This is a genomic window from Erythrobacter sp. NFXS35 (assembly GCF_040148725.1).
Classification (GTDB): Bacteria; Pseudomonadota; Alphaproteobacteria; order Sphingomonadales; family Sphingomonadaceae; genus Erythrobacter.
In genome coordinates, this window is sequence record NZ_JAGDEB010000003.1 from 421,573 (window position 1) to 440,050 (window position 18,478).

15 protein-coding genes are annotated in these 18,478 nt (G+C 64.6%); 9 read left to right on the forward strand and 6 right to left on the reverse strand.

The window, feature by feature from the left end; translation table 11 throughout:
* Nucleotides 1-20: 20 nt before the first annotated feature.
* The 3 genes from J3454_RS13560 to J3454_RS13570 all read right to left on the reverse strand — a co-directional run bounded on the left by J3454_RS13560 (nucleotide 21) and on the right by J3454_RS13570 (nucleotide 3,099).
* Entirely contained in the window at nucleotides 21-836 is an 816-nt protein-coding gene (locus tag J3454_RS13560) for a ferredoxin--NADP reductase (protein ID WP_349514294.1), read from the reverse strand.
* Between the two features lie 145 nt (nucleotides 837-981).
* Entirely contained in the window at nucleotides 982-2,025 is a 1,044-nt protein-coding gene (locus tag J3454_RS13565) for a Fe(3+) ABC transporter substrate-binding protein (RefSeq protein WP_349514295.1), read from the reverse strand.
* 63 nt (nucleotides 2,026-2,088) lie between these two features.
* Nucleotides 2,089-3,099, reverse strand: a complete 1,011-nt coding sequence (locus J3454_RS13570; RefSeq protein ID WP_349514296.1) for an ABC transporter ATP-binding protein — start codon at nucleotides 3,097-3,099, stop codon at nucleotides 2,089-2,091.
* Between the two features lie 35 nt (nucleotides 3,100-3,134).
* On the opposite strand from J3454_RS13570, the gene J3454_RS13575 reads away from it, so the two are divergent.
* The 5 genes from J3454_RS13575 to J3454_RS13595 all read left to right on the forward strand — a co-directional run bounded on the left by J3454_RS13575 (nucleotide 3,135) and on the right by J3454_RS13595 (nucleotide 8,686).
* Nucleotides 3,135-4,802, forward strand: coding sequence for an ABC transporter permease (locus J3454_RS13575; protein WP_349514297.1), 1,668 nt, complete (start codon nucleotides 3,135-3,137; stop codon nucleotides 4,800-4,802).
* Between the two features lie 90 nt (nucleotides 4,803-4,892).
* The gene (gene bchI / locus J3454_RS13580) at nucleotides 4,893-5,894 is read left to right on the forward strand and encodes a magnesium chelatase ATPase subunit I (protein ID WP_349514298.1); all 1,002 of its coding nucleotides are present in this window, start codon (nucleotides 4,893-4,895) and stop codon (nucleotides 5,892-5,894) included.
* The gene (locus tag J3454_RS13585) at nucleotides 5,891-7,624 is read left to right on the forward strand and encodes a magnesium chelatase subunit D (protein ID WP_349514299.1); all 1,734 of its coding nucleotides are present in this window, start codon (nucleotides 5,891-5,893) and stop codon (nucleotides 7,622-7,624) included. The genes bchI and J3454_RS13585 overlap by 4 nt, the downstream gene beginning before the upstream one ends.
* Nucleotides 7,621-8,508, forward strand: coding sequence for an alpha/beta fold hydrolase BchO (bchO, locus tag J3454_RS13590; protein WP_349514300.1), 888 nt, complete (start codon nucleotides 7,621-7,623; stop codon nucleotides 8,506-8,508). Before J3454_RS13585 ends, bchO begins: the two co-directional genes overlap by 4 nt.
* 10 nt (nucleotides 8,509-8,518) lie before the next feature.
* Nucleotides 8,519-8,686 (forward strand): hypothetical protein, encoded by a 168-nt coding sequence (locus tag J3454_RS13595; protein ID WP_349514301.1) that lies wholly within the window; start codon nucleotides 8,519-8,521, stop codon nucleotides 8,684-8,686.
* Nucleotides 8,687-9,083: 397 nt separating this feature from the next.
* Here J3454_RS13595 and J3454_RS13600 read toward each other — a convergent pair whose 3' ends face one another.
* Nucleotides 9,084-10,889 (reverse strand): PAS domain S-box protein, encoded by a 1,806-nt coding sequence (locus tag J3454_RS13600; protein ID WP_349514302.1) that lies wholly within the window; start codon nucleotides 10,887-10,889, stop codon nucleotides 9,084-9,086.
* A gap of 678 nt (nucleotides 10,890-11,567) precedes the next feature.
* Between J3454_RS13600 and J3454_RS13605 the strand changes: the two genes are divergently transcribed.
* Nucleotides 11,568-12,239, forward strand: coding sequence for a hypothetical protein (locus J3454_RS13605; RefSeq protein ID WP_349514303.1), 672 nt, complete (start codon nucleotides 11,568-11,570; stop codon nucleotides 12,237-12,239).
* A 526-nt stretch (nucleotides 12,240-12,765) separates the two neighbouring features.
* Here J3454_RS13605 and J3454_RS13610 read toward each other — a convergent pair.
* Both J3454_RS13610 and crtD read right to left on the reverse strand, forming a co-directional pair.
* Nucleotides 12,766-13,671 (reverse strand): carotenoid 1,2-hydratase family protein, encoded by a 906-nt coding sequence (locus tag J3454_RS13610; protein ID WP_502878612.1) that lies wholly within the window; start codon nucleotides 13,669-13,671, stop codon nucleotides 12,766-12,768.
* The gene (crtD, locus tag J3454_RS13615) at nucleotides 13,605-15,167 is read right to left on the reverse strand and encodes a 1-hydroxycarotenoid 3,4-desaturase CrtD (protein ID WP_349514305.1); all 1,563 of its coding nucleotides are present in this window, start codon (nucleotides 15,165-15,167) and stop codon (nucleotides 13,605-13,607) included. The genes J3454_RS13610 and crtD overlap by 67 nt, the downstream gene beginning before the upstream one ends.
* 112 nt (nucleotides 15,168-15,279) lie before the next feature.
* Here crtD and J3454_RS13620 point away from each other — a divergent pair, with 112 nt between their 5' ends.
* The 3 genes from J3454_RS13620 to J3454_RS13630 all read left to right on the forward strand — a co-directional run bounded on the left by J3454_RS13620 (nucleotide 15,280) and on the right by J3454_RS13630 (nucleotide 18,474).
* A complete protein-coding gene (locus J3454_RS13620) occupies nucleotides 15,280-16,398 on the forward strand; it encodes a methyltransferase (protein WP_349514306.1) in 1,119 nt (372 codons plus the stop codon).
* A gap of 124 nt (nucleotides 16,399-16,522) precedes the next feature.
* Nucleotides 16,523-17,470, forward strand: a complete 948-nt coding sequence (gene bchC, locus J3454_RS13625; protein ID WP_349514307.1) for a chlorophyll synthesis pathway protein BchC — start codon at nucleotides 16,523-16,525, stop codon at nucleotides 17,468-17,470.
* 41 nt (nucleotides 17,471-17,511) lie between these two features.
* Nucleotides 17,512-18,474: a chlorophyllide a reductase iron protein subunit X gene (locus J3454_RS13630; RefSeq protein WP_349514308.1), complete on the forward strand. Its 963-nt coding sequence runs from the start codon at nucleotides 17,512-17,514 to the stop codon at nucleotides 18,472-18,474.
* Nucleotides 18,475-18,478 lie beyond the last annotated feature (4 nt).

Genomic DNA, 18,478 nt, shown 5'->3' on the forward strand with positions numbered 1-18,478 from the left:
CGGGATAGAGGGGTTTGGGCTTACCCCACAAACGCCCGCTCAATAACAAACTGCCCCGGCTTGTTGTTCGCGCCCTCTTCAAAGCCGCGCGCTTCCAGATCAGCCGCGTGATCCTTGATCATCGCCATCGATCCACACAGCATCACGCGGTCCTCGTCGGGCACGAAACGCTGCGGGCCATTGGACTGTTCGAACAGCCGCCCGTCGTCGATCAGCGCCTGAATGCGGCCCTGCGTGCGGAACGGTTCGCGGGTAACCGTCGGCACGTAGATCATCTTGGCGCGGTCTTCGTCTTCGAGCAGCGGGTCGCCTTCGAGCTTGCTTTCCAGCAGCTCGCGATAGGCCAACTCGTTCACGTTGCGCACCGAGTGGACGACGATCACTTCCTCGAACATCTGGTAAACCTCGGGATCGCGCACCAGGCTCATGAACGGCGCCAGCCCAGTGCCGGTCGACAGCATGAACAACCGCTTGCCCGGCAGCAGCGCGTCGGTCACCAGCGTGCCGGTCGGCTTCTTGCCGAGGTAGATCGGATCGCCGACATTGATGTACTGAAGGCGCGACGTCAGCGGGCCGTCCTGCACCTTGATCGAGAGGAACTCCAGTTCCTCGTCATAACTGGGCGAGGCGACCGAATAGGCGCGCAGCAGCGGCTTGCCGTTGTCGCCGGGCAGGCCGATCATCACGAATTCGCCCGACCGGAAACGAAAGCTCGGCGGACGGGTGATCTTGAAGCTGAACAGCCCTTCACACCAGTGGTGGACATAGGTGATCGTCTCGACAGAGAGCGCCGCGCTTTCGGTGAACTGGTCGCGGTCGATGATGGGCTGGTTCAAAACGGGCCTCGAATACAGGTCAGCGCCGCAAGGACACGCGGCTGGAATGGGGGCGCAGATGGACGACAAGTGCGCGCCCTTCAAGACAGTTTAGCGATAAGCCCTGAAAGCGGGCCTTGATGCGCCTCAATTCCGTTGGCGCAAATCAGTTCCAGCCAGCACGATCGAAGATCCGCACCGCCTCGGCCTGATTGCGCCCGATTTCTGCGGCGTTGATCGTATCGGGCTTGAAGTTGCCCAACTGCTCGACCGCCGAATTGGCCTTCAGACCTTGCGCTGCCGGATATTCGTTATTGCCGTCGGCGAAGTAGCGCTGGGCGCTTTCCGAGGTGAGATATTCAAGGAACTTCACTGCATTTTCGCGATTGGGGGCGTTCTTGACCACGCCTGCGCCGCTGACATTGACGTGGGTTCCCACCCCGTCCTGATCGGGGAAGATCACGCCGATATTGTCGAAGATCGCCTGCTGGTCGGCATCGCCCCCGGCATAGCGTGCGAGGTAATAGGTGTTGACCACCGAGATGCGGCACTGGCCCGCAGCCACCGCTTCGATCTGCGAGGTGTCGTTGCCCTGCGGCGGCTGCGCGAAATTGGCGACCACGCCCTTGGCCCACTCCTCGGCCTCCGCCGCGCCATTATGCGCGATGATGCTGGAGAGCAGCGAGATGTTGTAGATGTTGGACGAGGAACGGATGCAGATATCGCCCCGGAACTTCGGATCGGCGAGATCGGCGTAGGTTTCCAGCCCCTCGGGCTTTCCGGCGGCCTTGTTGTAGATGATGATCCGCGCGCGGGTCGAAAGGCCGGTCCACAGCCCGTCGGGATGGCGCAGGTTGGCAGGGATGCGTTCGGCCAGCACGGCGGAATCGACCGGGCCGAACACGCCCGCTTCCTCGGCCCGCCACAACCGCCCGGCATCGACAGTGATGAGGATATCGGCCGGGCTGAATTCGCCTTCGGACTCGATCCGCTCAATCAGTGCGTCGGCATCGGCCTCGATCCGGTTGACCTTGATCCCGGTCGCTTGCGTGAAGTCCTCGTACAGCGCCAGGTCGGTATCGTAGTGGCGCGAGGAATAGAGGTTGACCACGCCTGCATCGGCCGGAGCGTCATCCACCGGAGCTTCGGAGCAGCCGACGAGAACGCCAAGACTGGCGCAGGCAATCAGGCCGAGGATCAGTTTCTTCATGCTTGGAGCTTTCTCGCTTAAAGTTGCGAATGACTTGCAATATTATTTGGCGCGGCGCAAGCCCTAACTCCGCGTGAACACCCTGAGGTTGCCGGCACGCGGAGTGACCCGGTACCGCTTCGCGGGATCGACCGGTGCGGTTGTCTCGGCGGTGATCTCCGCTCCGTCTGCAGTCATCAGCACCACTCGCACGCCCTTGCCCTGAAGGTGGCAATCGCGCACCCGCAAGCCATCGGCATCCGGCACCAGTTCAAGCGCATCGGCGTGCACCAGCAGATCGAATGCCGCGCCATCGGGCGGCGCGCCGTCCATCGGCCAGAGCCCGAACGGAGTGACAAGCCCGCCCTCCCCGCGCATCCCCGGCACCACCTGCGCGCCGCCGAACATCGCGCCGACCGCCGCGCTGGCGGGCGCATCGTGCAGTTCCTGGGGGCTGGCGAACTGGACGATCCGCCCCGCCTCCATCACCGCGATCCGGTCTGCTATGTCGAGCGCCTCTGCCGGGTCATGCGTGACCAGCACCGTGGTCGCGCCCCGCTCGCGCAACAGGATGCGGCAATCGCGGCGCAGGCGGCGGCGCAGCACGATATCGACGCTGGCGAAGGGTTCGTCCATCAGCAACACCTGCGGCCCCGGTGCCATCGCGCGGGCCAGCGCGGCGCGCTGTTGCTGACCGCCCGACAACTCGTGCGGATAGCGTGCGCCCAGCCCCGCCAGCCCGACCTGCGCCAGCCAGCCCTCGGCCTCGCTGCGGCGCTGTTTCGGCAGGCCGAACGCAATATTGGCTGCGATGGTCATGTGCGGAAACAGCGCGCCATCCTGAAACACCAGCCCCACGGGCCGCGCTTCGGGCGGCGGGCTGCGGCGGGCATCGGCCAGCGGCTCGCCCGCAATCAGGATGCTGCCCTGCTGCACCCGCAGCAATCCCGCCGCCAATCCGAGCAGAGTTGACTTCCCGCAACCCGACGCGCCAAGCAGGCACGTGATCTCTCCCGTCGGCGCGGTGAAACTGATGTCCTCCAGCGCTCTGACCTGACCATAAGCATGGGCAATATGACGAAATTCGAGGCTCAACGATTGATCCCGCCCATGATCCTTGGGAGTTGCCGGTGAGCCGCCTTAGGCAATTTGCACCGGCAGAGGCAAGCACGCCCGCAGCGTCGGGAGCCTGGTGGAGTGTCGCCGCGCTGGCGATTGCCGCGCTGGCGGGCCTGCCGATCGCTGCGATCCTTGTGGGCGCGACCAGCGGCGGGTTCGACGCGATTGAACATCTCGCGCGCACGGTGCTGGGCGGATATGTGCTCAACACCGGTCTGCTGATGCTGCTGGCGGGCACATTTGCCGCCGTGGTCGGCACCGGCTGCGCGTGGCTGGTGGCGGCGAGCGAGTTTCCGGGTCGCCGCGTGCTCGGCTGGGCGCTGGTGCTGCCGCTGGCGGTGCCGGCCTATATCGCGGCCTATATCTATGCCGATATGCTGGACTTTGCCGGCCCGGTGCAGAGCGCGCTGCGCCAAGCTGTTGGCTGGGGGCCGCGCGATTATGCCTTCCCCGATATCCGTTCCTTGGGCGGCGGCGCGCTGGTGCTGGGGCTGGTGCTGTATCCTTACGTCTACCTGCTCGCCCGCACTGCTTTTGCCACGCAGAGCGTCACCCAGTTCCGCGCCGCCCGCAGCCTTGGCGCGGCCCCGGCGCGCGCGTTCCGGCAGGTCGCCCTGCCCGCTGCACGCCCCGCCATTGCGGGCGGTCTGGCGTTGGTGCTGATGGAGGTGCTGGCCGATTTCGGCGTGGCCGAATATTTCGCCATCCCCACATTCTCCACCGGCATTTTCCGCAGCTGGCTGGCGATGGGGGACAAGCCCGCGGCGCTCAAGCTGGCGGCGGTGATGCTGGTGTTCGTGGTGGCGCTGGTCGCGCTCGAAGCTGCCACCCGGCAGGGCCGCAGCGACAGCCGTGACGGGCTGGCGGGGCGCAGTGCCAGCGAGCCGCTGGTGGCGCTATCGCCGCTGGGTAAGGCGCTGGCCTGCATCGCCTGCCTCCTGCCTGTGCTGCTCGGCTTCGTGATCCCGGCGGGGTATCTGGCGATGATGGCGATGAGCGATGTCGCGCAGGGTGCGGCGGGCGATCTCGCCACTTACGCAGCGGGCAGCCTGCGTCTGGGGCTGGCGGCCAGCGGCGTGTGCCTTGTCGCCGCATTGCTGCTGGCCTTTGCCCGCGCACGATCGACCTCGCGGGTCACGGCGGGCGCGATCCGGCTGGGCACGCTCGGCTATGCACTGCCCGGCGCGCTGCTGGCGGTCGGCCTGCTCGCCCCGCTCGGCGCGCTTGACCAGAGCCTGACGCGCTTCGCCCGCGATGCGCTGGGCTGGAGCGGAGGGCTGCTGCTGACCGGCACCAGCGCGGTGCTGGTCTATGCGCTCTCGGTACGGTTCCTGACGGTGGCCTATAACAGCGTCAGCGGCGGGATGGCACGCATTCCCCCGGCGCTCGATTCGGCGGCGCGCAGCCTTGGCGCCGGACCGCGGCGGGTGTTGGCGCGGATCTATGCCCCGCTGCTCGCCCCCAGCCTGCTGGGCGCAGCCGCGCTGGTGTTCATCGATGCGGTGCGTGAACTTCCCGCCACGCTGATCCTGCGCCCGTTCAATCTCGAAACGCTGGCCACCCGCACCTATCGCCTTGCCAGTGACGAAAGGCTGGTCGAAGCGGCGATCCCGGCGCTGATCCTGCTGGCGGCGGGGATGCTGCCGGTGCTGCTGCTCAACCGGCTGACGAAGCGCTGAAGGCTCCCTCACAACTGTAAACGTGGATTGACGCCTCCCCTGTCCATCTAACCCTTGTCCCGCTGCGTTCGGGCGCTAGAACCGGCCAATATGGCACGTTTTCCTTTTTCCGCGATCGTCGGTCAGGACGAGATGAAGCAGGCGCTGCTGATTGCAGCGGTCGATCCCAGCATCGGGGGCGTTATGGTGTTCGGCGACCGAGGGACGGGCAAATCCACCGCTGCGCGCGCGCTCGCCGGGCTGCTGCCGCCGATCATGGCGGCGGATGGCTGCCCCTATGGCGCTTCCAAAGAGGATCAGGCGCGCTACCCGGACGTGTGCGGCACCGGCAAGCTGGTGAAGCGCGCCGTTCCCTTCGTCGACATGCCGCTGGGCGCTACCGAGGACCGCGTGATCGGCAGCCTTGATCTGGAACGCGCGCTGCGATCGGGCGAAAAGGCGTTCGAACCCGGCCTGCTGGCCAAGGCGCACCGGGGCTTCCTGTATATCGACGAGATCAACCTGCTCGAGGATCATCTCGTCGACCTGCTGCTGGATGTCGCCGCCTCGGGCGAAAACGTGGTTGAGCGCGAAGGCCTGTCCGTGCGCCACCCGGCCAAATTCGTGCTGATCGGCAGCGGCAACCCCGAAGAAGGCGAATTGCGCCCGCAATTGCTCGACCGCTTCGGGCTTTCGGTGGAAGTGCGCAGCCCCAAGGACATCGAGGTTCGGATTGCGATCATGCGGCTGGTCGCGGAGAACGAGCGCGATCCCGACGGCTTCGCCGCGCGCTGGGCGGGTGAGGACGAGAAGATCCTCAAGAAGGTCGCGCGCGGCAAGGCCCGCCTGACCAAGCTGGAAACCGGCGAGGATGTGCTGCGCGATGCCGCCGAATTGTGCATGGCGGTGGGCGCGGATGGCTTGCGCGGGGAACTCACCCTGATGCGCGCCGCCCGCGCGCTGGCGGCGCTCGACGGGGCGAAGTCCGTCACCCGCAAGCATCTGATCGCGATTGCCCCGTCGGCCTTGCGCCACCGGCTGCGGCGCGATGTGCTGGACGAAACCGGATCGACCGTGCGCATCACCCGCGCGATCGGCGAATTGTTCGGATGAACGCAGCCGAAGTCGCCGATCCGCAGGCCGACCTGCAAGCCGATTGGCAAGCCGATCCGTTGGGGGACGCGGTGCGCGCCGCCAGCCTGTTCGTGCTCGCGCCGAAGCTGTTCGGCGGGATGGTGCTGCGCGGGAGCAGTCCTGCACGCGATGCGCTGGTGGCGGCGCTGGGCGAAGCGATGGCGCTCAGGCGGATGCCCGGCCATGTCGATGACGAGCGATTGCTGGGCGGGATCGATCTGGCCTCCAGCCTCTCCGCCGGCAAGCCGGTGCGCCAGCGCGGGCTGATTGAGGAAGCATCGGGCGGCGCGCTGATCGCCGGGATGGCCGAACGGCTGGACAGCACCATCGCCGGGCGGCTGGCACAGGCGCTCGATGAAGGCGGCGCGGCGCTGGTGCTGCTCGACGATGCGGCCGAGCAGGATGAAGGCCCGCCTGCCAGCCTGATGGAACGCCTCTCCTTCGTCTGCGATCTATCGGCCTCGCGGCGCTGGCAGGGGGTGGAACTGGCCCCGGCGGCACGCCCCCTCGCCGCTGTCGCGCCGCTGGATGATGACGCCATGACAGCGCTCGCCGCGACCGCAGCGATGCTGGGGGTGGACAGCTTGCGCGCGCTGATCTTTGCGGGCGAAGCGGCGCGGGGGCTGGCGGCGCTGGCCGGGCGTGAGAGCGCGAACGACGCCGATCTGTCGGGAGCGGTGCGGCTGGTGCTGGCCCCGCGCGCCACCCGCCTGCCGCCGCAGGATGCTGAACAACCGCCTGAAGAGCAGCAGGAACCCCCGCCCCCGCCCCCGGACGGCGAGCAGGATAAAGCCGAGGATTCCGACCGGCAGCAGCAGGAGCCGGACCTGTCCGAAATCCTCGTCGAGGCGGCCAAGGCGGCGATCCCGGCCGATCTGCTTGCGAGCCTTGCGCAGGGCAAAGCACCGCGCCGCTCATCCAGCAGCGGCACCGGGCAGAAACGCAAGGCGGCAACGCGCGGCAAGCCACTGGGCGCCCGCCCCGGAATGCCGCGCGGCGGTGCCAAGCTGGCGCTGATCGACAGCCTGCGCGCTGCCGTGCCGTGGCAGCAGGTGCGCCGCAAGGAGCACGGCGCCGATCCCGACTCCCCTATCCTTATGCGCAAGGAAGACCTGCGCATCCGCCGGTTCGAGGAGCGCGCTGCCCGCGTCACGATCTTCGCGGTCGATGCCAGCGGATCGGCAGCGGCGGCGCGGCTGGCCGAGGCCAAGGGCGCGGTCGAACTGATGCTGGCGCAGGCCTATGTCACCCGTTCCGAAGTCGCGCTGGTCGCCTTTCGCGGTGAGCAGGCCGAATTGCTGCTGCCTCCCACCCGCTCGCTCACCCGCGCCCGGCGGGCGCTGTCCGAACTGCCGGGTGGCGGCGGTACGCCGCTGGCGCTGGGCCTCAACGCCGCGCGCGAAGTGGCCGAAGCGGTAATCGCACGCGGACGCAGCGCAAGCCTCGTCATCCTGACCGATGGCCGCGCCAATATCGCTGCCGATGGCTCCCCCGGCCGGCCGCAGGCCAAGGCCGATGCAGAAAGCGCGGCGAAAGCGATTTACGCGCGCGGGATCGATACGCTGGTGGTGGATATCTCCGCGCGGCCCGGCCCTGAAGGCGCTGCACTGGCGCAGGCGCTGGGCGGACGCTTTCTCGCGCTGCCGCGCGCCGATGCGCGGATGCTGCAGGCCGCGATCAACGCCGTGCAACCGGCGCTGGCGGCATGAGCACGCTCGACTGGAACCGCGAAGGGCTGATCTGGCCGCACCGCGACGCTAGCCAATTCATCGAAGCAGGCCGTGCGCGCTGGCATGTGCAGCGGATGGGACCGGATAGTGGGCGAACAGGAGCGCCGCTGCTGCTGCTCCACGGCACCGGCGCTTCGGTCCATTCATGGCGCGGGCTGATGCCGCTGCTGGCGCAAAGCCACGATGTGATCGCCATCGACCTGCCGCGCCATGCCTTCACCACCGGCCACAATGCCTACGCGATGAGCCTGCCTGCAATGGCGGGCGAGATTGCCGGACTGCTGAAGGTGCTGGCGGTCGAACCCGCCGCGATCATCGGCCATTCGGCAGGCGCGGCGATTGCGCTGCAACTGGCGCTCGACCACGGCTATGCCGGGCCGATCGTGGGCCTCAACTCCGCGCTGCGACCCTTCCCCGGTCCGTTCGCGCAGATCTTCCCGGCGGTGGCGAAAGCGCTGTTCATCAACCCGCTGGTGCCGCGGTTCTTCGCCGGAAGCATCGACCTTGTCGGCGGGGCCAAGAAGTTCCTGTGGCGGTCCACCCATTCGCACATCGATGCCGAGGGCCTCGCCTGTTATCGCACGCTGCTGAAGCATCCCGGCCATGCTGGCGGCGCGCTCGCCATGATGGCGAACTGGGACTTGCCCGGCCTGCGGACGCGGATGGGCAGCGTCGCCAATCCGGTGCTGCTGGTTCATTCCGACAAGGATCCGGCCATCCCGCTCGCCTGGACGCAGGAGGCGCGCGGCTGGCTGCCGCAGGCGCAGCTTGAAGTGCAGCACGGCCTCGGCCATCTTGCCCACGAGGAAGCGCCCGCGCAGGCCGCCGGGCTGATCGCGGCATTCCTCGCGCGGCAGGGATAGGAGAGGCACCATGAACAGCGGCAATTTCGGCTGGATCGAACTGGTGTTCTTCTATGGCATCGCGATCGGGATTGGCGTTTGGCAATGGGTCAAGATGGACCGCATGCTGAAGAAAACCCGCGCCGAACGTGCGGCAAAAGAGGCGGCGGAGAACGGGGGCGGGCCGCCTGCTGAATAGATTCGACTGCGTAGGCGGATGGTCCGCGTTTTGGCCTCGCCGAACAAAAGTTGCCGATCTGGAATCGACCCGTTTGCGGTCATCCGCGGGTCCGGGGCTCAAACCCGAGAGCCGCATGACGGCTTTCGGCGGAAGCAGACGTTATCGCTGACGATCGGGAACGCTCGAGTTTGGGTCGAGAGCATCAGATGCTGGCTGCCTCATTGGACGGCTGCTTTCCGCCCGTCCCAAGCCATTTCGCAAGCGACCGCAAAGCCGCCGTAGCTAAATAGACTTTTCGCACGAGTGCGGAGGTAACTTCGGCTCCGACGAAAGCTGTTCTGTTTGCCATGCAACGAGTGCCGGATCATTCTGGCTTTTGTGCAGACAAAGCGGTCAGGCTTCGTCCTCTTTGAGCTTAGGGCCTGCCAACAGCGCTCTGATCTTTCGAGATTGGGATCCAGATGGTGCAGTCTACTCCATCTTTTTTGAACTCGTAGGCGGTGCGGGCACCAAGTTGGTAGGGCAAGGCCTTCTCAATTAGGGCACGCCCCTGTCCTGACCCTTTGGCAAGTTCACCGCTGGACATTTGGACTCCAGTTTCAGTCCAGGCAATTTGCAGCCACAGCTCGTCATCCTCGTGACCTAGTTCAAGTGCCCAGTTGATGGCCAGCGCCGCACCGTCTTGCCCAAGCGCGCCATACTTGAGGGCGTTGGTGGTGAGTTCGTGCAATGCCATGGCAAGTGTCTGCACGGCTGATGATCTCAGACGCACGCCGCACGGGCCAGACAAACTCACCTTCCCGGCAGTTTCGTTGCCCTGCAGCGCAGTCAGCTCCATCTTGAGCAGTTCATCAAAAGCTACGCGGTCGTCGGATTCAAGGCGGGACAGCAAGCCCTGCACCCGCGCCAAGGCATCAAGCCGGGTGCGATACTTCGACCGAAATTCTGCATAATCGCTGCTGCTTCGCGCCGTCATCTCGCACATCGATCCGATTACACCGATGAGATTGCGGGTGCGATGCTGGAGTTCTCCCACCAACACTGCTTGACGATTCTGTAGTTCGCGCAGGTCATGAACGTCGGTGCAGGTTCCGAGCCATTCGAGGATTTCGCCTCCTCCATCGAGTAGCGGCTGCGCGCGGAATTTGAACCAGCGATATTCGCCAGTATCGCGATGGCGAATGCGGCACTCGAATTCGATTTGCATCTTTTCTGACGCCGACGATTGGGCCTGCTTCGCGGCGGCGCGATCTTCGGGATGTAATGCTTCGAGCCAGCCATCGCCGAAGCTCGCTTCCCCTGAAACGCCTGTGAGCGTTCCCCATTGGTAGCTCGCCCAGGTCCAGCCGCCGTGAGGGGCTGCCCGCCAAACGAGTTGCGGAATGCCATCAATAAGGGTGTGCAACCGGTTTTCGCTCTCACGCAGCGCTGCCTCGACCGCTTTGCTCTCGCTAATGTCGGTAATGACAGTAACAAAGCCGGACACTTCGCCTTCCAGGGCGCGGGTTGGCACTGTTGCGATCCGCGTCCAGACCTCCCCGCCATCTTCGTCGGTGAAAATCATTTCCTGTCCTGGAAGGACGCTTTCTCCGCGTAGTGCCCTGGAGCCAGGGAACTCGTCCGGCTGCAGCGGGCGTCCATCTTCATGCCAGCCACGCCAGCGGGTAACTCGCTCGGGGTCGCGCGAGGGTATAGTATAGGTTGGAAAAAGGCTGAGGTATTGCTCGTTGGCAACAAGTGCCTGACCGTTGCAATCTACAGCGGCAATCGCGGCCGGCACGCTATTAAAAGTGGCGAGCAGGCGTTGCTCAATGAGCCTCAGACGCTGAAAGGTCGAACGCAGAAACAGAGCCACTGCGAAGATAGACGCATTAGTGAAAACGAAAATTTCGAAATTGACCAGCCCCGCCCCGGACAGACCGAATATCCCCCTAGGAGGCAGCCAGAACACGGCGACAGCGATCATTGAAATCGCCAGAGAAAGTAAGCCCGGGCCAATCCCCCCAAACAGCGAGCAGACAAGCACGACTGGGAAAAAGAGGGCAAAGGGAACCACACCCTCACCAAATATTTCGAGCAGGCCTCTGAGTGCGATCGCGGCTGATGTCAGTAAAGCGGCCCATCCGTATGTTGCCCAAGAGGGAGATCGTGTCAGGAGCCTGTTAGCGGCTTGATTGCCGATCAAGGATGAAAATGGCGGCGCCGAATGTTCAATACGCAACCTCAGCCCCCTCGTTATAGGCTATGGGATACTCTCCGCCGCCCCAACTGAATAACTTGGATTCGTATTCTGCATCAAGGTGTCGAAGCGAGAAGTGTAAAATTGACATCGGCAGCATGAGTTCCGAACTCGGCGTATTTTGCGGCCCGCATCGTCGAGCGCACGAGTATATGGTGACCTATCGGACTGGCACCGAGGACAATGTTTGAATTCTCGGGACAGTCACCAGCCTATCCTGGGCACGGAGCCTTCGGAGCAAAGCGTTCATGCATGATCTTACTTGCGGCAATCGGTCGATAATCAACCCAGCCCAGTTTTAGTCGTTTTGCCACGGAAAAGCAGGTATTTAAAAGCAGAAGGGCAGGTCAGCCACTTGGCCCCCGTCAAGGGCATTGAGAGAGCGATAGGTAACTGGAATAAATGCCAATCACCCCGGTTCTGCTGAACGACGCGTTGCGGGTCGGCAGCAGCCTCTGCGCCGCCCAAGCCGCAACGGGCCGCTTTTCGACATTTCGTCCTCCCAATACCCGACATGCAGAAAGCGACCCCGTTCCGGTCGTTTCGTCAGGCCTATGTTTGTGCCTTAAGGATGCGGCAAGGGCAAAGCTTTAATCGTGAAGCAGTTTTGGATCGGATCGGCTGCGATATCGAACGCCGAGAAAAATCGGAGGCAATATCATGATGGGCGAAGTCTATATTGTCCATAATTGGCGGGGTGGAAACGTCGGTGTCAAAACGGGAAGTCGCACGATGTACTTTAACCATGAATGGGGCCCGCCCCAATTTGAGGTACCGACACCTCCCGACGAAGTGTTCGAAGCCATTCATAAGGTCAATAAAGGCGCCCCTTTAGCACGAGCCGAACTCCCTGAAGCCGCTGCTATTTGGAACGAAAAGGCGTTCACGCGGCAAGGTGATCTGACGGCTATCGGCGGGTTTTACGCGGTTCGGGGCAGTATGGCAGAAGTCCTGCAACAGTATGACCTTGGTGAGGGAGGTCTGATCCCGGTTCCGCTGTTTAAGGATGATCTGATAACACCGTGGCCAGAGCCGGTATGGTGGGTCAATTTCGGTGCGAATAAAGAGAGTTTTTTGCCCGAGGAAAGCAAAGGCGTCCGGTTCCTGATGGAGCATCGTGACGGATATAAAGTATGGACGTTCAATGGCTCTACAGAAGATGACATGATCACCGTTTCTCCAAACGCACTTGAAGGGAGCGATCTCTGGGTCGAAAGGGGTCTTCTGAGGGAGATCTTTATATCTGGCGACTTGGTGCGCGCCTTGGTTGAAGCTAAAATCAAACCCAAACTGCGCTTTAGCCGCGTAGGCATTGCAGGGGACGATCAATGAGCGCCGGACTCCTGAGCGTCTGACCGGATCGTTTGTCGACTTGCGATTGATCGAGCGCTGACGAAAGCCGCCGTTCGCCTTTCCACCCACTTCCAGTCACTCGCGCGCGCCAACTCAAATCCTGAAAGCCGCCGTCAGCAAACGACCGCGTAACGGACGCCACCCGTCGTTCCCGTGCTTGCCCGACCCGGCGCAGGCGGGGGGCACGGGGCTTGGCTAAACCCGGCGCGGGATAGACGGAGGGTAGCCGCGCCCCGGATCAAGGCCGGCGCAACGATGGCAAAGATAGCGGATGGCCGCTCCGGCCTGCATTCCACCTCTCACCTCGCCTTCCAAAAGCGGTCGCCTCCCCTCACCCGGCCTCGCGCTTTCCTACTCGCGCAAAAGTCGGCAGCACTGTGCGCATGGCCTGCCCCCCCTCCCCCTCCGCTGCCGTCCGACAAGGCCGCAAGGTGCGGGAGGTTTTCGGTTCCTGGACAGTGTCTCATGTGTCTCCTACAGGCGCGCCGCAGCGGCGGGAAACGCCCTAGCCCTTGCGGCGCGGCATCCGGTAGGGCAGCATGAACTGCACCAGCGGTGAGGAGAAGCGCCGCATATCGAGGCTTTCCTGCACCGCCACCACCTCCTCGCCCGCGAACCGCGAGGCGAGTTCGGAGCGGGCGTAGAAAGGGGTGTCCTCCCACGTGCGGCGCACTTCGGCCACCCCGATGTCGGACCGGGTACGGCGTTCCACGCGCCACTTGCTGCGCGGCAGGCGGGCGATCGGCGGCAGGTCGACCGGTTCGGGCACGCCGTCCTTGTCGAACCGCAGTGCGCTGGCGAACAGCGAACCATCGCCGCGCTCGCCCTCGTAGCACACCAGCGCACCTTCCTTGAGATGCGCGCGCGACCAGTGCCAGGTGTTGAAGCCTGCCTCCAAGGGCTCGGCCCCGCGGTTGTGATCGAGATAGCCCTTGCCGCTCCACGATATGCCGGGCGACGTCATCTCCACCTCGATCCGGGCGCGCGGGGCGAGGCAGTGCCAGATGTGGCTTTCCTGCCCGTCGAGCGCGAAGGCGGTGCGGTTGAGTGCCTCCGGGAACACGCGCACGGTGCCGATCACCGGGCGCTGCCACGGCACGAACAGGCGGGTGTCGCCTTCGACGATGTCGATGGTGAGCGCGTCGCCGTCCCAGCGCATCGCACTCGGTCCGATCACGAGGTTGCTGGGGTCCTGCTCGACCGCGCCCGATGCGCGCTCGGTCATGGTCCAGCGCGCCTGCGGGCCGTAAAGCGCGACGTTGAGCGCACAATGGTTGAGCGGTTCGCCCCGCCCGCTGCGCTTGTAATAGGGCGAGAACACGCTGCCCAGAAACGCGATAATCGTCAGCCCGTGCTGCCCGTCGTCGCTGATCGCGTCGACATACCACCAGGAGTAGCCGCCCGCAGGGATGTCCTCGTCGAAGCGAGGTCCCGTCCGATCACCCGCGCGGCCAGCTGCCCGGACAAGGCTGCCATGGGCACCCCAGCCGCCGGATGGGTCGCCCCGCCCGTGCAGTACAGACCGGGCAGCTTCGTTGTCGGCCCCTGCCGCTGGAAAGAGGCCGCCCAGCCGTGCGACGCTCTGCCATAAAGGGCGCCGCCCGTGGCCGGGAACAGGTGCTCCCAATCCTGCGGGGTCATGAGCTGGTGCGGCAACGGCTCTTCCAATGTCAGACCGCAGCGCCGCAGCGTGGCCATCATGGCTTGGGTGCATCGCTCTCTCTCCTCGGGTGAATAGGCGTGGGTGTCGCCATTGGCAGGCGCGTTGACGATGATCTGGAGGCGCTCGCGGCCTTCCGGCTTCGCGGCGTGTTCGCTCGCGCCGCGATCCATGGCGCAGACATAGACGGTGGGATCGGACGGCGGGTTTCCGGCGGCGATCTCTCGGAACTCGCGGGCGTAATCGGGCGAGAAGAACACGTTGTGGTGGTTGAGATCGAACTCTTCGGTGCGGGTATGGGCATACCACACCAGCGCCGAAAGCGAGCGTTTGGCAGGCGGGATCGCGGGCACGGCGCGCGTGGCCGCCGCTCCCAGCCGTCCGGCGGCAAGCGCTCCCGGATCGCCGTTGCAGATGACGATGTCGGCGGAAATGACCTCGCCCGAAACCAATCGCACCCCGCTGGCGCGGCCATTGGCGGTGAGCACTTCGGCGACCGGCGCGTTCGTCCGCACCCGGGCGCCCTGCTGCGCGGCAACGGACGCTATAGCTGTGGCCAGCGCGTGAATGCCGCCCTCGATCAGCCACACCCCGCGCGCCTCGACATCGGCGATCAGCATCAGTGTGGCAGGGGCGGCAAAGGGCGACGATCCGCAATAGGTGGCGTAGCGGCCGAACAGCTGTCGCAGGCGCTGGTCCTTGAAATGGCTGCCGAGCGCATCCCACATCCGGTCAAACGGGCGCATCGCGAGCATATCGCCCAGCTTCCACGGCCGGATCCGCCACATCATCGGCAGCGGGGTGCTGGCCTTGTCGCCGCGCAGGAAGGGGTCTTCGAGCACGTCGAAGATGCGCGCCGCCTCGGCGGTGAAGCTCCGATATCCGCGCGCAGCCTCTGCCCCGGAAAACTCGGCCACGGCAGCCGCACTGCGTTCGGGATCGGCATGGAGATCGAGGGTGCCGCTGTCGTCCCACGCGTGGCGGGCGATCACCTCGGCGCGGGCGATGGTGACGTGATCCTCAAGCCGAGTTCCGCACGCCGCGAACACTTCGTCGAACACGGCGCGATAGGTGAACACGGTCGGTCCGCCATCGATCTCGGCGCCGTCGACAGCGACCCGCCGCGCCTTGCCGCCGACCCAGCCCTCTTTTTCGAACACGGTGACATCGCAGCCGCGCGCAGCCAGCAGCGCCGCGCTGACCAGCCCGCCAATTCCGGCTCCGATCACGACGACTCGCGCGCTCACCTGTCCTCCCTGCCCGATTTCCTGACAATATCATTGACCTTGTCACCGCATCTGTCCAATTGTTTAGACATATGGCCCCTGAATTTCCCCGCTCGTGACCGATTGGACTGCCATGCGCACGAGCATCCGGACGGGCTGGATCGCGCGCCGCAACGCAGTATTCGCCAACCCGCGCTTTCAACACTGGGCCGCGCGCCTGCCGCTGATCCGCCGGAGTGCGCGCAGTCGCGCCAATGGCGCATTCGATCTGCTTGCCGGATTCGCCTATTCGCAGGTGCTGCGCGCGGCGGTGGAAGGCGGATTGCTCGACATCCTCAAGGACGGCCCGATCGGTGCTGCAGAAATCGGCCGCCGCATGGACCTGAGCGAGGATGCCGCCCTCACGCTGCTGCGTGCCGCGCGGTCGCTTATGCTGGCGGAGGAAGCCGGGCCGGACCGATGGATGCTGGGCGAACAGGGGGCCGTGTTCGCGTCCAATCCGGGGGTGCAGGCGATGATTCGCCATCACCGTCTGCTGTATGCCGACCTCGCCGATCCGCTTGCCTTGCTGCGCCGCGACCGGCGCGAGCCGACCGATCTGTCACGCTTCTGGACCTATGCCGGGGCGCTCCACGGCGGGGCCGAACGCGGGGAGCAAACGTCTGAATATTCGCAACTCATGGCCGCCTCCCAGCATTTCGTCGCGGACGAGGTACTGGCTTCGGTGTCGTTCAAAGGCGTGCGGCGGCTGCTCGATGTCGGCGGCGGGCATGGGGCGTTCCTGACTCACATCGGCGCGGCCTGGCCGCACTTGGAACTCGGACTGTTCGATCTGCCCGAAGTTGTGGAAACCGGACAGACCGTGCTCGCCGACACCTTCGGATCCGCGCGGGTTGCGGGCCATCCAGGCAATTTCTTCAAGGATTCCATACCCCAAGACTATGACATGGTGTCGCTGATCCGGATCTTGCACGATCACGACGACGCCCCCGTGCTCGCGCTGCTCGGCAATATCCGCGCCAGCATGGCCCCCGGCGCCCGCCTGCTGATTGCCGAACCAATGGCCCGCATTCCGGGCGCGGAGCCGATGGGGGAGGCATTTTTCGGGCTTTATCTATGGGCCATGGGCTCGGGTCGCCCCCGCAGCCCGGCGGAAATCATCGCCATGCTGACCAATGCCGGCTTCGCCCGCGCTCGATCCGTCGCAACTGCGCAACCGGTTAACGCAAGCGTGATCATCGCGACGGCCTGAGGGAAACTTGTCCAAACAAATTGACAGTGAATGGCGTAAAGCGTAGCAAACAGTGTGGAGAACGCTTCAACTCGCATTTCGAGTCGACGTTCGAGGCCCGAAAATACGGGTGGAGAGTGAACCGATGAACACGCTGGCTGTCATACTCGAAGCTCCGGAGCGCCTGGCGCTGCGGTCGCTGGGTATGAAGCCGATCGAGGCGGCAGATGTCGTCGTCGATATCGCGTGGAGCGGGATCAGCGCCGGTACCGAAAAGCTGCTGTGGACGGGGCGCATGCCGCCCTTCCCCGGCCTCGGCTATCCGCTGGTTCCCGGTTACGAATCGGTCGGAAGGATCGTCGATGCCGGGCCGGAAGCGCGCGGGCGAATCGGTGATTGGGTCTTCGTTCCCGGCGCCAATTGCTACACCGATGCGCGCGGGCTGTTCGGCGGCACTGCTCGCCGCGTGATCGTGCCTTCGGCGCGGGCACTGCCGATCCCCGAACATCTGGGCGATGCAGGCGTGCTGTGCGCGCTGGCCGCCACCGCATTCCACGCGATCAAAGGCGGGCTCGATAGCCGTGACACGCTGCCCGATCTCATCATCGGCCACGGGGTGCTCGGCCGCTTGCTCTCCCGGCTGACGCTGGCGCTGGGCGGCAAACCGCCGACCGTGTGGGAAACCAACCCCGCCCGGCGCGATGGTGCGACTGGCTATGCCGTGATCGACCCGTCGCAGGACGAGCGCAGCGATTATCATTCTATCTACGATGCCAGCGGCGATGCAAACCTCATCGATACGCTAGTGATGCGGCTCTCCAAAGGCGGCGAGATCGTGCTTGCGGGGTTCTATTCGGAACGCGTCAGCTTCGCCTTTCCCGCCGCTTTCATGAAGGAAGCGCATTTCCGCATCGCGGCCGAATGGCAGCCCGGCGATCTCGCCGAAACGCGGGTGCTGATCGAAAACGGGCGGCTCGACCTTGCGGGGCTGGTCACGAACCGCCGCCCGGCGACCGAAGCCAGCGAGGCCTATCCGCAGGCCTTCACCGACCCTGATTGCCTGAAAATGGTTCTCGATTGGAGCAATTGCTGATGTCAATACTCGAAACCCGAACCCTGGAAGATCAAGCCGCCATGCTTCGCGATGAAGCCGGGCAGGAACCCGATCCGGTTCACACCGGCGAAGTGACCAAGGAAACGCAGGTCATCGCGATCTACGGCAAGGGCGGTTCGGGCAAGAGCTTCGCGCTGTCCAACCTCAGCTACATGATGGCCCAGCAGGGCAAGCGCGTGCTGCTGATCGGTTGCGATCCCAAGTCCGACACCACCAGCCTGCTGTTCGGCGGCAAGAGCTGCCCGACGATCATCGAAACATCGTCGAAAAAGAAACTGGCTGGTGAGGAAGTGCGGATCGAGGACGTCTGCTTCCAGCGTGACGGCGTGTTCGCGATGGAACTGGGCGGGCCAGAAGTCGGACGCGGTTGCGGTGGTCGTGGGATCATCCACGGTTTCGAACTGCTGGAAAAGCTGGGCTTCCACGATTGGGGCTTCGATTACGTGCTGCTCGATTTCCTGGGCGACGTGGTGTGCGGCGGGTTCGGCCTGCCGATCGCCCGCGACATGTGCCAGAAGGTGATCGTGGTCGGATCGAACGATCTGCAATCGCTCTATGTCGCCAACAATGTCTGCCAGGCGGTCGAATATTTCCGCAAGATGGGCGGCAATGTCGGCGTGGCGGGCATGATCATCAACAAGGATGACGGCACTGGCGAAGCGCACGCTTTCGCTGAAGCGGTTGGCATTCCGGTACTCACCGCGATCCCGGCGAATGAAGATATCCGCCGCAAGAGCGCGAATTACCAGATCATCGGCATCCCTGGCGGCGAATGGGCCAGCTTGTTCGAGGAGCTGGCGATCAACGTTGCCGAAGCGCCCCCGATGCGCCCGACCCCATTAACGCAGGACGGCCTGCTCGGCCTTTTCAGCGCGGACGTCACCGGAGGTAATGTCCAACTAGTTCCGGCGACGCAGGCGGACATGCGCGGCGGCGTATTCGAAACCCGCGAAAGCCTTGAAGTGATTTACGACGAGGCATGAGCGC